Genomic DNA, 13236 nt, shown 5'->3' on the forward strand with positions numbered 1-13236 from the left:
CCGCTCAACTTTGGATTGACATCGCTGGCGCCCTGAGTAGAGTTGAGTGCAGAACGCTCAATGCTTAGGGCGCCAACCAGTTTCCAAGGAAAGAAGGAAGCAACACATGTCACGTGCAGTAGGTATTGACCTCGGAACCACCAACTCCGTCGTCTCCGTTCTCGAAGGTGGCGAGCCCACCGTTATTGCCAACGCCGAGGGTGGCCGCACCACGCCGTCGGTCGTTGCATTCTCCAAGTCCGGCGAGGTCCTGGTTGGCGAGATCGCCAAGCGCCAGGCCGTCAACAACATCGAGCGCACCATCGCGTCGGTCAAGCGCCACATGGGCACCGACTGGAAGGTGGACATCGACGCCAAGAAGTACACCCCGCAGGAAATCTCCGCTCGTATCCTCATGAAGCTGAAGAACGACGCCGAGTCCTACCTGGGTGAAAAGGTCACCGACGCCGTCATCACCGTCCCGGCCTACTTCAATGACGCTGAGCGCCAGGCCACCAAGGAAGCCGGCGAAATCGCAGGCCTGAACGTCCTGCGCATCGTCAACGAGCCCACCGCCGCAGCCCTCGCCTACGGCCTGGACAAGGGCAAGGAAGACGAACTCATCCTGGTCTTCGACCTCGGTGGCGGTACCTTCGACGTCTCCCTGCTGGAAGTCGGCAAGGACGAAGACAACTTCTCCACCATCCAGGTCCGCGCCACCGCCGGTGACAACCGCCTGGGCGGCGACGACTGGGACCAGCGCGTCGTTGACTACCTGCTGAACCAGCTCAAGGTCAAGGGCATCGACCTGTCCAAGGACAAGATCGCCCTGCAGCGTCTCCGCGAAGCAGCTGAGCAGGCCAAGAAGGAACTCTCCTCCTCCACCAGCACCAACGTCTCGCTCCAGTACCTGTCCGTCACCCCCGACGGACCGGTCCACCTGGACGAGCAGCTGACCCGCGCCAAGTTCCAGGACCTCACCAAGGACCTGCTGGAGCGCACCAAGAAGCCGTTCCACGATGTGATCAAGGAAGCCGGCATCAAGCTTTCCGACATCAACCACATCGTGCTCGTCGGTGGCTCCACCCGTATGCCCGCCGTTTCCGAGCTGGTCAAGGAACTCGCCGGCGGCAAGGAACCGAACAAGGGCGTAAACCCGGACGAGGTTGTAGCCGTCGGTGCAGCCCTGCAGGCCGGTGTGCTGAAGGGTGAGCGCAAGGACGTCCTCCTGATCGACGTCACCCCGCTGTCCCTGGGCATCGAAACCAAGGGTGGCGTGATGACGCACCTGATCGAGCGCAACACCGCCATCCCCACCAAGCGGTCCGAGACCTTCACCACGGCGGATGACAACCAGCCGTCCGTTGCCATCCAGGTCTTCCAGGGCGAACGCGAATTCACCCGCGACAACAAGCCGCTGGGCACGTTCGAGCTGACCGGCATCGCTCCGGCTCCGCGCGGCGTTCCCCAGGTTGAGGTCACCTTCGACATCGACGCCAACGGCATCGTCCACGTCTCGGCGAAGGACAAGGGCACCGGCAAGGAACAGTCCATGACCATCACCGGCGGCTCCAGCCTCTCCAAGGAAGATATTGACCGCATGGTCCGTGACGCCGAGGAGCACGCAGCCGAGGACAAGGCCCGCCGCGAGGCAACCGACACCCGCAACACCGCCGAACAGCTCGCCTACTCCGTGGACAAGCTGATCGCCGACAACGCGGACAAGCTGCCCGAAGAGGTCAAGACCGAGGTCCAGGGCGACGTCGACAGCCTCAAGAAGGCCCTCGAAGGCACCGACGATGCCGCCGTGAAGTCCGCGTTCGAGAAGCTGCAGGCTTCCCAGACCAAGCTCGGGGAAGCCATCTACGCCCAGCCCGGTTCGCCGGACGGCGCAGGCGCTGCAGGTGCTGAGGGCGCTGCAGGTGCTTCGGCAGGTTCCTCCGACGAAGACATCGTGGACGCCGAGATCATCGACGAAGACGAAGCGAAGAAGTAACCCATGCCGCACCACGGTAACGAGGAAGAGCACAACACATCCGCAAGCCAGCAGAACACGCAGGGCAACGGCCAGGAGCCGGTTATCCGGGACAACCGCAAGGTTGACCCGGTGACCGGGCAGGCCCGGCACCCGGAGGGCGGCCAGTCCGCCTCCGGGGCCGGTCCCCAGGCCGGGGCAGCAGATTCCGACGGCGACGCGCTGGCCCAGGCTGAGGAGATTCTCAACGGCGTGGACGTGCCGGCCGAGGAATCCGTGGCCCAGGGTGCGCCCGCAGGGTCCGCCGGCAACGCCGAGGCAGCCGAACTGCGCAACGACCTGCTCCGCCTCCAGGCTGAGTACGTCAACTACCGCAAGCGCGTTGAACGCGACCGCGCCGTGGCAGGGGAAATGGCCGTCATCGGCGTCCTGAACTCCCTGCTCCCGGTCCTGGACGACGTCGACGCCGCCCGGCAGCACGGCGACCTCACCGACGGCCCCTTCGCCGCGATCGCCACCAAGCTGGAGAACGCGCTGAAGACCTACGGCCTGGTCCGCATCGATGAGACCGGCGTGGAGTTCGATCCCACGATCCACGAGGCCCTGATCCAGCAGCCCGGCGAGGACATCGAGGTTGACACCGTCAGCCAGGTCCTCCGTTCAGGCTACAAATCAGGCGACCGCGTCCTCCGCGCAGCCCAGGTCATCGTCGCGGTCCCTGCGTAGTCGGGGTACTTGGCGCTACGCCGGATATGGGGCGGTGCCCGCTTCGCGGTGCCCTCCACACCGCCGCCCCATATCCGGCCTCCGCGCCAGCGGTCATCTCGCCTAAGGTGAGGTAACCACGAAGCTCGCAGCGGTACAGGGGCCCCGGGAGTGGCATCGGGCCTGCCGAAGCTGGGTGGCTGGGGATCGCAGATCCTCAGCCATCCAGCGTAGGGGCGGGGGCCCCTGTACCGCGGAGAGCTATTAGTTAAGAGACTTGAAAGGAAACGCCATTGGCTAGCCAGGATTGGGTGGACAAGGACTTTTACAAGATCCTTGGTGTTGCCAAGGACGCTTCCGACGCCGATATCAAGAAGGCTTACCGGAAGCTTGCGCGGCAGCACCACCCTGATACGAATGCGGGGAACGCTTCTTCCGAGAAGAAGTTCAAGGACATCTCCGAGGCCTATTCGGTGCTTTCGGATCCGGACGAGCGCCAGCAGTATGACGCCATCCGGGCCATGGGCAGCGGGGCACGCTTTGCTCCGGGCGGCGCAGGCGCCACGAACGGCGGCTTCGAGGACATGTTCGGCGGCCTGTTCACCGGCAACACCGGACGCCACGCCGGCGGGTTCAATCCCTCCGCGGGCGGCATTCCGCCCGAGTTCGCGGACCTCTTTGGCGGCTTCGGCGGAGCCCCCGGGTTCCAGCGCACCCCGCAGAAGGGTGCCGACCGGACCGCTTCCACCAGCATTTCCTTTGCCGGCTCCATCCGCGGCACCACCATCGGCTTGCGCGAACCGAGCGGCGAAGTGATTGACGTCCGGGTTCCCGCGGGCATCAAGGACGGCCAGAAGGTCCGCGTGCGCGGCAAGGGCCAGCCCGGTGCTGCCGGTAACGGGGACCTGGTGGTGACCGTCGCTGTCCAACCGCACCAGTTCTACACGCGCGACGGCGACAATCTCCGGATCCACGTCCCCGTTACCTTCCCGGAGGCTGCTTTGGGTGCGGACATCGAGGTTCCCACGATCGACGGCGACAAGGTCAAGGTCCGCGTTCCGGCGGGCACACCGTCCGGCCGTACCCTTCGGGTGAAGGGCAAAGGCGTCAAGACGTCCAAGGCCACCGGCGACCTGCTGGTGACCATCGACGTCGCGGTTCCCAAGAACCTCAACAAGGAAGCCGAGGCTGCGGTCAAGGCGTTCGCCGAAGCAACGTCATCGGCGGATGTCCGCGAGGGCCTGGCAGCCAAGGCCCGGCTCTAGGCGCGGAGGTGAGCCGTGGACATCAATGCTGACCAGCCGATCTTTGTGATTTCGGTGGCGGCCGAGCTGGCGGACATGCACCCGCAGACCCTGAGGCAGTACGACAGGCTGGGCATCGTCAAACCCAGCCGTGCCCCAGGAAAGTCCCGGCGTTACTCCCAGCGTGACGTGAACATGCTGCGGGAAGTGCAGCGGCTGTCCCAGGAAGGCGTCTCGCTGGAGGGGATCAAGCGCATCCTGGAACTCGAGAACCAGGTGGCAGCCCTCCAAAGCCGGGTCTCGGAACTTACCGAGGAACTCGCGCGGCGGCCGCGTTCGGTGGATTCGCGCATCTTCGCGGCCGGCGCGGCGGGCGACGTGGTGAGCCTGGCCCGCGGCCAGCGCCCCCGGCCCCGGTCCCAGGCGGTCATGCTGTGGCGGCCGCGGGCGCTCGGACAATAACCCGACTGGACAATAAGTACTGTTTCCCCGCACCCAGCACAAATATGAGTACCCGCTACTCGTGACGGAAAAGCCCCCTGGGACTTGAATGGAACCATCGCCGGATCAGCGGCGGTAGTTCTGCAAGTTCTGGGGGTTTTTCCGTGTTTACAGATCTCAGCAAAGCTTCAACCAGGGCCCGGCCATGAGCCCGGGAATGGAATCCGTGGCAGCGTTCAGCAGTTCCATGCCGGGCCAGATCGTGCTGGCCATCGGCCAGACCATTGTGGTGGTCTGCGTCTGCTTCGACATGGTCCGTGAGTTGACAGTCCCGCGGTCGCACCGGCGCTACCTGGCCAGCACGGTTTTCCGTACCCTGGCGATCCCGTCGATCGTGGCAAATGCCATGACCGTCTTCATCGCCCTGGTGGTCTCGTCCTGGGTGGACGTGGTGATGGGCATGTTTGTGTTGGTGGCCATCGTCTTCCGGTTCCACCACAACCAGGACGAGGACAACTGGTGGAAGGGCAAGGGCAAGAAACTCGCCCGGTGGGCCAGGCGGCAGTTTGCCGGCAGGACGTCCACGGCCCCGGCCATGGGGTAATGCCACACAGCCCCGGGAGCCCGGCACTGGCAAGCTGCGCGCCGGGCTCCCGCGTCAACATCAGCCGTTGATGACCTGCGGGACGCCCAGGGCCTTGAGGCCTTCGACGCCGAACTCGACGCCATAGCCGGACTGCTTGGCCCCGCCGAAGGGGATGCGGGGGTCCACGGCGCCGTGCCGGTTGATCCAGACGGTGCCGGCCTGGATGCGGGCCGCAACCTCGCGGGCGGCGTCCAGGTTGGGGGACCAGACCGAGGCGCCCAGCCCGACGTCGAGCCCGTTGGCCTTCTCCACCGCTTCATCGACACTGCTGTAGCGGATGATCGGCAGTGCGGGGCCGAACTGTTCTTCGGTTACCAGCGGGTTGTCGTTGTCGATGTCCGCCACCAGGGTGGTGGGGTAGAAGAATCCGGGCTGGCTGGTGTCCGGGTTCCCGCCCACCAGGACGCGCGCTCCGGAAGCCTTGGCTGCCTCCACGAGGTTCGCCACGACGTCGTACTGTGCCTTGTTCTGCAGCGGGCCCAGCACATTGTTCTCATCCAGGCCGTTGCCCATCGGCATGGCCTTGGCGACTGCGGTGAGTTCCTCGCAGACAGCGTCGTAGATGTCGTCGTGGACGTAAAGGCGCTTGAGCGCGGCGCAGGTCTGGCCGGTGTTCAGGAACGCGCCCCAGAAAATGTCCGTGGCGATGGCCTTCGGATCGGCGTCGGGCAGGACGATGCCGGCGTCGTTGCCGCCCAGTTCCAGGGTGAGCCGCTTGACGGTGTCCGCGGAGGATTTGATGATGGCGCGGCCGCCGGCGGTGGAACCGGTGAACATGATCTTGCCGATCGCCGGGTGGTCAGTGAGCCGGGCACCGACCTCGCGGCCGCAGGAGACCACGGACAGGATGCCCTCAGGGAGTTCCTCGTTGAGGACCTTGACCAGGGCCAGGACGGACAGGGGAGTGTTGCCGGACGGCTTGACCACCACGGCGTTGCCCATGCGCAGGGCCGGGGCCAGCTGCCAGACGGCGATCATCATGGGCCAGTTCCAGGGGCCGATCGCACCCACGACGCCGATGGGCCGGTAGTGCAGTTCGGCACGGGTGTCGCCGTCATCCACGATGGTTTCGGGTTCCAGCGGCAGGCCGGCGGTGGCGCGGAGCCAGGCGACGCAGGCGCCCACTTCGAAGCGGGCGTTGGGGCCGTTCAGGGGTTTTCCCTGCTCGCGGGAGAGCAGCTGGGCGAGTTCCTCGGCGGAACGTTCGACGGCGTCGGCTGCTTTCAGGAGCGCGGCGGACCGGGCGTCGTGTCCCAGGGCCGCCCAGGCGGGCTGGGCGGCGACGGCAGCCGCGACGGCTTCTTCGAGGAACTCCAGGCTGTGGACAGGCGCCTCGCCTACCGGCTCGCCAGTGGCCGGGTTGAGGATGGTCCGGCCTGTGCCGGCCGCGGGGGCAATGGATGCGAGGAGTGCATCGTAGGTTTCCAAGGGATACTCCACTTCGAGTAGCAAGGACGCCAGCCGGTCGGCGTAGCGGGTTATGTCCCAGTCTCGCTGTGTCCGGCCGGCAACTCTTGTGTTTGTGCGCAGAGCCCTTGTCCGGGAGCGAACGCCGCGTCACGCCAGGCATCTTTTTGCGGAACGCGCGGCGGCGGGACCCCGGGTTTCCGGGGTCCCGCCGCCAAAGGTGGGCCGAAAGCGTGCCGTGCGTGACGCCGTCGGACGCCTCCCGCGAACGCTGCTCGGACGCCTGGGGGGTGGCGTCAGTAGCTCGCGGTTGTACCGCCGTCGGCCTGGGGGATGTACTGGGCGGCGAGGGCTTCGGAACCGCGGGCGAGGACTGAAACGTCCGCGCCCACCAGGATGAAGCCGGCGCCGTTGTCCAGGTAATGCCGGGCCGTGGCGGCGGTGAAGGCGTTGACGCCGGCAGGCTTGCCGGCTGCCTTGGCAGCGGAGAGGCAGTGTTCGACGGCGGCGCGCACCTCGGGGTGTTCCTGCTGTCCCAGCAGGCCCATGGAGGCTGCGAGGTCGGACGGGCCGACGAAGATGGCGTCCACGCCGTCGACTTTGAGGATGTCCTCCACAGCCTCGACGGCCGCCGTCGACTCGATCTGGACGGTGACGCTGATGGTTTCATTGGCCCGGGCGAGGTAGTCCGGGACACGGTTCCAGCGGGCGGCGCGGGCCAAAGCCGAACCTACGCCGCGGACGCCCTGCGGCGGGTAGCGGGTGGCCGCAACAGCCGCCTCCGCTTCCGCCACCGAGTTGACCATGGGGATGAGCAGGTTCTGCACGCCCAGGTCCAGGTACTGCTTGATCACAACGGTGTCGTTCACGGGCGGCCTGACCATGGTGTGCACAGGGTAGCCGTGGATGGCCTGCAGCTGCGCCAGGATGGATTCGAGCCCGTTGGGGCTGTGCTCGGCGTCCACCAGGAGCCAGTCCAGGCCGGACCCTGCGCAGAGCTCGGCGATCAGCGGGCTGCCGGAGCACACCCACATTCCGGCCAGCGGCCGGCCTGCTCCACCCTTTTGCGCGGCCAGGGCGGACCGGAAGGTGTCCTCTACTCGAAACGGCATGTGACGCTCCCCAGGGGTCCGTAGTCTGCGTGGACAGTATCGCCTTTGTAGACCCACATGGGACGGGTGAAGGACCCGGCCAGGATGATGTCGCCGGCCTTTAGCGCGTCGCCGTGGGCGGCGATCTTGTTGGCCAGCCAGTGCACCCCGTTGGCGGGATGGTCCAGGACGCCCGCGGCCACTCCGGTTTCCTCCACGGTCTGGTTTTTGTACAGGATGGCGGAGACCCAGCGGAGGTCCACGGCATCGGGCTTGACCGGGTTGCCGCCGATCACCATGGCGCCCATGGCCGCGTTGTCCGAGATGGTGTCCACGATGGTCCGGCCCTCCATCTCGATCCTGGAATCCAGGATTTCCAGGGCCGGAACCACGTAATCGGTGGCCTTCAGGACGTCGAAGATGGTCACGCCCGGGCCTTTGAGCCCGTCCTTCAGGACGAACGCCAGCTCCACCTCCACCCGCGGATGCGTGTACCGGTCCCACTCCACGGAGCAGCCGGTCTCCAGCACCATGTCATCGAAAATGGCCCCGTAATCAGGCTCAGTGATTCCCGTGGCGGCCTGCATTGCCTTGGACGTGAGGCCGATCTTGCGCCCCACCAGGGTCCGGCCGGCGTCCTCGTTCCGGCGCCGCCACAGCTGCTGCACCGCATAGGAGTCCTCCACCGTCATCTCCGGGTAGCGGGCGGTCAGGCGGGGGACAGGGGTGCGGGTCCGGCCGGCTTCCACCAGCTCGTCCGCGATGGCCTCAATCGTCTTCGGCTCCAGCATCTCCTAGACCTGCACTCCCAGTTTGAAGCCGGTCCGGTCGCCTTCGGGGGAGCCTTCCTTGCGGGTGTAGGAGAAGCCGTCGGCACCAACCGTCACCGCCATTTCGGACTTTTCCTCGCGTTCAATGACGGGCTGGGGGTTGCCGTCGAGGTCCAGGACGAGGGAGGCTTCGGTGTACCAGGAGGGGACGACGGGGTTGCCCCACCAGTCGCGGCGCTGGTTGTCGTGGACATCCCAGGTGATGGTGGGGTTGTCGGGGTCGCCGGTGTAGTAGTCCTGGGTGTAGATCTCGATGCGGTGGCCGTCCGGGTCCAGGATGTAGAGGTAGAACGCGTTGGACACGCCGTGCCGGCCGGGGCCGCGTTCAATCCGGTCGCTGATGCGCAGGGCGCCCATCTTGTCGCAGATCTGGATGATGTTGTGCTTCTCGTGCGTGGCGAACGCGACGTGGTGCATCCGGGGTCCGTTGCCGCCGGTCAGCGCGGTGTCGTGCACGGTCTGCTTGCGGTGCATCCACGCGGCGTAGGTGACGCCGTCGGCGTCCTTGATGTCCTCGGAGACGCGGAAGCCCAGGTCTTCGAGGTAGGCGCGGCCGCGGGGGACGTCGGGGGTGACCTGGTTGAAGTGGTCCAGGCGGACCAGTTCGCCGGCGGAGTAGAGGTCGTAGCGCTGGGTGAGTCGCTCCACGTGCTCCACGTCGTAGAAGAACTCGTAGGGGAAGCCCAGCGGGTCCTCGACGCGGACGGAGTCGCCAATGCCCTTGGTGAAGCCTTCCTTGCGGCGTTCCACCCGGCAGCCCAGTTCCTTGTAGTAGGCCTCGGCGGCGTCCACTTCGGCGGGGGACTTCACGCGGTAAGCGAAGGCGGCGACGGCGGCCACCGGGCCCTTGCGGAGCACCAGGTTGTGGTGGATGAACTCCTCCAGGGAGCGGAGGTAGATGGCGTTGTCGTCTTCCTCGGTGACGTGCAGGCCCAGGACGTCCACGTAGAACTCGCGGGACCTGGCGAGGTCGGTGACCACGATTTCCATGTAGGCGCAGCGGACAATGTCCGGTGCCGGGACGGTGGGGGTGGGAACGAAGTTGGTCATGATGGTCTCTCTTCTTTGAGCAGGTTCTTCAGGAAGTAAGGGGTCAGCCTTCGTTGGCGGCGGAGTCTTCGATGCTGCCGAACTTGGGGGTGTGGACGCTGCCGAGCGTGATGTGCACGGCCTGCTGGTCGGTGTAGAAGTCGATGGAGCGGTAACCGCCCTCGTGGCCCAGGCCCGAGGCTTTCACGCCACCGAACGGGGTGCGCAGGTCGCGGACGTTGTGGCTGTTCAGCCAGACCATGCCGGCCTCCACGTTCTGGGAGAAGTTGTGGGCGCGGGTCAGGTTCTGGGTCCAGATGTAGGCGGCGAGGCCGTACTTGGTGTTGTTGGCCAGGGCAAGGGCTTCGTCGTCGTTCTCGAACGGGGTGATGGCAACGACGGGCCCGAAGATCTCCTCCTGGAAGATCCGGGCGTCGGGGGCGACGTCGGCGAACACCGTGGGTGCGATGTAGTTGCCTTCGGGGAGGCCTTCCGGCCGTCCGCCGCCGGCCAGGAGCCGGCCTTCGGACTTGCCGATCTCCACGTAGGAGGCCACCTTTTCGTAGTGCTCGGGGTGGACCAGGGCGCCCACCTCGGTCTTGGGATTGTGCGGGTCGCCGACGACGATGCTCTTGGCCCGGGCGGCGTACTTTTCGCAGAACTCGTCGTAAATGGCGCGCTCTACCAGGATGCGGGAACCGGCGGTGCAGCGCTCGCCGTTGAGGGAGAAGACACCGAAGAGTGCGGAGTCGATCGCGGCGTCGAGGTCGGCGTCGGCGAACACCACGCAGGGGGACTTGCCGCCGAGTTCCATGGACAAGCCTTTGAGGTTGGCCGCCGCGTTCCGGAAGATGGTCTGCCCCGTAGTGGTTTCGCCGGTGAAGGAAATCAGCGGCACGTCGGGGTGCTTGACCAGGGCATCGCCGGCTTCCTCGCCCAGGCCGTTGACCAGGTTAAAGACGCCGTCGGGCAGTCCGGCGTCCTTGAAGATGGTGGCCCAGAGCGATGCGGAGAGGGGGGTGAACTCGGCGGGCTTGAGGACCACGGTGTTGCCGGTGGCCAGGGCCGGGGCGAGCTTCCAGGACTCCAGCATGAACGGGGTGTTCCACGGCGTGATGAGCCCGGCGACGCCGATGGGCTTGCGGTTCACGTAGTTGATCTGGGAGCCGGGAACCTTCATGGCGTCATCGAACTGGGCCACGATCAGGTCCGCGAAGAACCGGAAGTTCTCCGCCGCGCGCAGGGCCTGGCCCTTGGCCTGGGTGATAGGCAGGCCGGTATCGAAGGTTTCCAGTTCGGCGAGCCGGGCTTCCTGGGCCTCGACGGCGTCGGCGATTTTGTTCAGGACCCGGGCGCGTTCGCGGGGTTTCATCCTGGGCCAGGGGCCGCTCACGAACGCTTCGCGCGCGGCGGCGACGGCGAGGTCGATGTCCTCTTTCTGGCCGGCAGCGGCGGTGGCGTAGTTCCGGTTGGAGACCGGGTCCAGGACGTCGAAGGTTTTGCCGGAGACGGAGTCCACGAACTGGCCGTTGATGTAGTGCTGGATGTGGGTGGGCAGGTCATCCGGAACGTGGTGCTTGGTGGTTTCTACCGAGGTCGTCATCGTTGAAGTCCTAACTGGGTTCTGTCCGTACAAGTGGTCTTTTGCGTACTAGGTGGTTTGGGCGAGGTAAGCGTCCAGGGTGGCGGTGCGGTGCCGGCGGGCCGCCTTTTCGATGTCGTCTGCATCCGCCCCGGTCTCGATGAGGTGCAGCAGGTTTTCATGTTCCTCCACCGAGTCGCGTGCCCTGCCGGGGACGAAGCGGAAGGTGGAAGAGCGGAGCGCGGCCAGCCGGTTCCAGCCGCGGTGGACCAGGTCCAGGATGTGCGGGTTGGGGCAGTGTTCGAACAGGACGCTGTGGAAGTCCTGGTTGAGCTGGGTGAAGCGCACCGGGTCGAAGTGCTCCAGGCACTCGCGCATCTCCTGGTTCACGGCACGGGCCCGGGCGATGGACTGGCTATCGATCAACGGTGCCGAAAGTGCTGTTGCGGCACCCTCCACGATGCTGAGGGTCTGCATGGTGTAGAGGTATTCGGTGGGATCGATCCCCGCCACGGTGGCGCCGACGTTGCGTTCGAACGTCACCAGGCCTTCGGCTTCCAGCCGGCGGATCGCTTCCCGGACCGGCACCACGCTGAAGCCGAGATCCTTGGCGATGGTGCCCAGGACCAGGCGGTAACCGGGAGTGTAGGTGCCCTCCACGATGCGCGCCTTGACGGCCTGGTAGGCCTGTTCGGACTTGCTGCCGGGAGTGGCCTCAGAGAGCTCGGCCATGGTTTCAGTCATTACTGCCAGCCCATTCCTTATATTTCGCCTGCCAATCGGAGTTCATGGGGTAGAGGCCGTCCACGCTGTTGCCCTGCTTGACCATCTCGAAGATGAACGTTTCTTCCTTTTCCTGCTGGATGCAGTCCGCCACGAGTTCTTCGGCGATGGCCGGCGGGATCACCAGGATGCCGTCGGAATCGGCCACGATGATGTCGCCGGGCTGGACCGTGGCGCCGCCGCAGGCGATGGTGATGTCCGTGTCCCAGGGAATGTGGCGGCGGCCCAGCACGGCGGGGTGCGGGTTGGCGAAGTAGGTGGGCATCTCCAGCCCGGCCACCGCGGTGTAGTCGCGGACACCGCCGTCGGTGATGATGGCTGCGGCGCCGCGGACCTGGGCGCGCAGGGCCAAGATGTCGCCGACGGTGCCGGTTCCTTTTTCGCCGCGGGCTTCCATGACCAGGATTTCGCCCTCGTTGACGGAGTCGATGGCGCGCTTCTGGGCGTTGAATCCGCCGCCGTGGGTCTTGAAGAGGTCCTCGCGGTTGGGCACGTAGCGCAGCGTCCGGGCCAGTCCCACCACGCGGCGGTCCGGCCGGGTGGCCTGCAGCCCGTCGATGCTGACGTTATTAAGGCCGCGCTTGCGCATCTGTGAGGACAGGGTGGCCGTGGCGACCGACTCGAGCTTGGCCTTCAACTCGGCGGAGAGGGCGGGCTGGGGTGCGGGGAGCCCTGCGGCTTCGCGGGACCCGTAGGCCTCCTCCCGCTGCAGGTCATCCACCTTGGGCTGGGCACCAAACTCAGCGAACGCCGTCGTGCCTTGCTCAACCGTGGTGACCAGGTGCCCCGTGGTGAGGTCACCCGCGGAGACTTCCACCTCCAGGACGTCGCCGGGCTTGGCCACGGAGGCGCCGGCCGGGGTGCCGGTGAGGATGATGTCCCCCTCCTCCAGGGTGAGCAGCTGGGAAAGGTCAGCCACCAGCCGGGCGAACGGGAAGAGGAGGTCTTCCGTGGTGTCGTCCTGGACCAGCTGGCCGTTGTGCCAGGTGCGGATCCGGAGGTTGGCAGGGTCGACGGCGTCTGCCGGAATCAGTGCCGGGCCCAAAGGGGTGAAGCCATCGCCACCCTTGGACCGGAGGTTGGAGCCCTTGTCCGCCCACCGGAGGTCGTACACGCCGAGGTCGTTGCTGGCCGTGACGGCGGCAACGTGGCTCCAGGCGTCTTCCATGGAAACGCGGCGCGTGGCCTTGCCGATGATGAGCGCGATTTCGCCTTCGTAGCCGAGCAGTTCGCAGCCTGCCGGGCGCTCGACGGGGCTTCCGCTGACAGCCAGCGAGCTGGAAGGCTTAAGGAAGTAGGACGGCTGCGCCGGAGTGCGGCCGCGCTGGGCAGCCCGGCTGGGGTAGTTGATGTGCACTGCGACCACCTTGCGTGCTGCTGCCAGGGTGTCGCCGTTGACCTGCTCCAAAGCATCTCCTCATCAGGTACGAAATCGTATACGATCACTATCCATCGATTTCCAGCTCCCGTCAACCCCCGGATTTCCGGCGTTTTTATGGCGTCTTCGGAGCCACTTGTCGTCCC

12 protein-coding genes are annotated in these 13236 nt (G+C 66.1%); 5 read left to right on the forward strand and 7 right to left on the reverse strand.

Going from position 1 to position 13236, the window contains the following annotated elements; all coding sequences use genetic code 11:
* Positions 1–106 precede the first annotated feature (106 nt).
* The 5 genes from dnaK to ACR65K_RS10680 all read left to right on the forward strand — a co-directional run bounded on the left by dnaK (position 107) and on the right by ACR65K_RS10680 (position 4948).
* Positions 107–1975: a molecular chaperone DnaK gene (gene dnaK, locus ACR65K_RS10660; protein WP_440152732.1), complete on the forward strand. Its 1869-nt coding sequence runs from the start codon at positions 107–109 to the stop codon at positions 1973–1975.
* 3 nt (positions 1976–1978) lie between these two features.
* Entirely contained in the window at positions 1979–2680 is a 702-nt protein-coding gene (locus tag ACR65K_RS10665; protein ID WP_440152733.1) for a nucleotide exchange factor GrpE, read from the forward strand.
* 272 nt (positions 2681–2952) lie between these two features.
* The gene (locus ACR65K_RS10670) at positions 2953–3924 is read left to right on the forward strand and encodes a DnaJ C-terminal domain-containing protein (RefSeq protein WP_200946174.1); all 972 of its coding nucleotides are present in this window, start codon (positions 2953–2955) and stop codon (positions 3922–3924) included.
* A 15-nt stretch (positions 3925–3939) separates the two neighbouring features.
* Positions 3940–4365: a heat shock protein transcriptional repressor HspR gene (locus tag ACR65K_RS10675; RefSeq protein ID WP_056331595.1), complete on the forward strand. Its 426-nt coding sequence runs from the start codon at positions 3940–3942 to the stop codon at positions 4363–4365.
* A 196-nt stretch (positions 4366–4561) separates the two neighbouring features.
* Positions 4562–4948, forward strand: a complete 387-nt coding sequence (locus ACR65K_RS10680; protein WP_440152885.1) for a hypothetical protein — start codon at positions 4562–4564, stop codon at positions 4946–4948.
* Between the two features lie 60 nt (positions 4949–5008).
* Here ACR65K_RS10680 and ACR65K_RS10685 read toward each other — a convergent pair whose 3' ends face one another.
* From ACR65K_RS10685 to ACR65K_RS10715, 7 genes are all read right to left on the reverse strand, one after another.
* Entirely contained in the window at positions 5009–6418 is a 1410-nt protein-coding gene (locus ACR65K_RS10685) for an aldehyde dehydrogenase family protein (RefSeq protein ID WP_440152734.1), read from the reverse strand.
* 275 nt (positions 6419–6693) lie between these two features.
* Positions 6694–7509: an HpcH/HpaI aldolase family protein gene (locus ACR65K_RS10690; protein WP_440152735.1), complete on the reverse strand. Its 816-nt coding sequence runs from the start codon at positions 7507–7509 to the stop codon at positions 6694–6696.
* Complete coding sequence (gene hpaH / locus ACR65K_RS10695) at positions 7494–8279, reverse strand: 2-oxo-hept-4-ene-1,7-dioate hydratase (RefSeq protein ID WP_142029307.1); 786 nt, start codon at positions 8277–8279, stop codon at positions 7494–7496. The genes ACR65K_RS10690 and hpaH overlap by 16 nt, the downstream gene beginning before the upstream one ends.
* Positions 8280–8282: 3 nt before the next feature.
* Positions 8283–9368, reverse strand: a complete 1086-nt coding sequence (hpaD, locus tag ACR65K_RS10700) for a 3,4-dihydroxyphenylacetate 2,3-dioxygenase (RefSeq protein WP_440152737.1) — start codon at positions 9366–9368, stop codon at positions 8283–8285.
* Positions 9369–9411: 43 nt separating this feature from the next.
* On the reverse strand, positions 9412–10950 hold the full coding sequence (gene hpaE, locus ACR65K_RS10705) for a 5-carboxymethyl-2-hydroxymuconate semialdehyde dehydrogenase (RefSeq protein WP_440152739.1): 1539 nt from the start codon (positions 10948–10950) through the stop codon (positions 9412–9414).
* Between the two features lie 48 nt (positions 10951–10998).
* Complete coding sequence (locus tag ACR65K_RS10710; protein WP_440152740.1) at positions 10999–11673, reverse strand: GntR family transcriptional regulator; 675 nt, start codon at positions 11671–11673, stop codon at positions 10999–11001.
* Positions 11666–13120 carry a fumarylacetoacetate hydrolase family protein gene (locus tag ACR65K_RS10715; RefSeq protein ID WP_440152741.1) on the reverse strand — a complete coding sequence of 485 codons (1455 nt, stop codon included), beginning with the start codon at positions 13118–13120 and terminating at the stop codon, positions 11666–11668. Before ACR65K_RS10715 ends, ACR65K_RS10710 begins: the two co-directional genes overlap by 8 nt.
* Positions 13121–13236 lie beyond the last annotated feature (116 nt).

The sequence above is a fragment of the Arthrobacter sp. SAFR-179 genome (assembly GCF_059414945.1).

Bases quoted from the DNA above. Each gene is read 5' to 3' on its own strand.
- dnaK (WP_440152732.1), top strand. From the start codon at position 107: ATGTCACGTGCAGTAGGTATTGACCTCGGAACCACCAACTCCGTCGTC.
- ACR65K_RS10665 (WP_440152733.1), top strand. From the start codon at position 1,979: ATGCCGCACCACGGTAACGAGGAAGAGCACAACACATCCGCAAGCCAG.
- ACR65K_RS10680 (WP_440152885.1), top strand. From the start codon at position 4,562: ATGGAATCCGTGGCAGCGTTCAGCAGTTCCATGCCGGGCCAGATCGTG.
- ACR65K_RS10690 (WP_440152735.1), bottom strand. From the start codon at position 7,509: ATGCCGTTTCGAGTAGAGGACACCTTCCGGTCCGCCCTGGCCGCGCAA.
- hpaH (WP_142029307.1), bottom strand. From the start codon at position 8,279: ATGCTGGAGCCGAAGACGATTGAGGCCATCGCGGACGAGCTGGTGGAA.
- hpaD (WP_440152737.1), bottom strand. From the start codon at position 9,368: ATGACCAACTTCGTTCCCACCCCCACCGTCCCGGCACCGGACATTGTC.
- hpaE (WP_440152739.1), bottom strand. From the start codon at position 10,950: ATGACGACCTCGGTAGAAACCACCAAGCACCACGTTCCGGATGACCTG.
- ACR65K_RS10710 (WP_440152740.1), bottom strand. From the start codon at position 11,673: ATGACTGAAACCATGGCCGAGCTCTCTGAGGCCACTCCCGGCAGCAAG.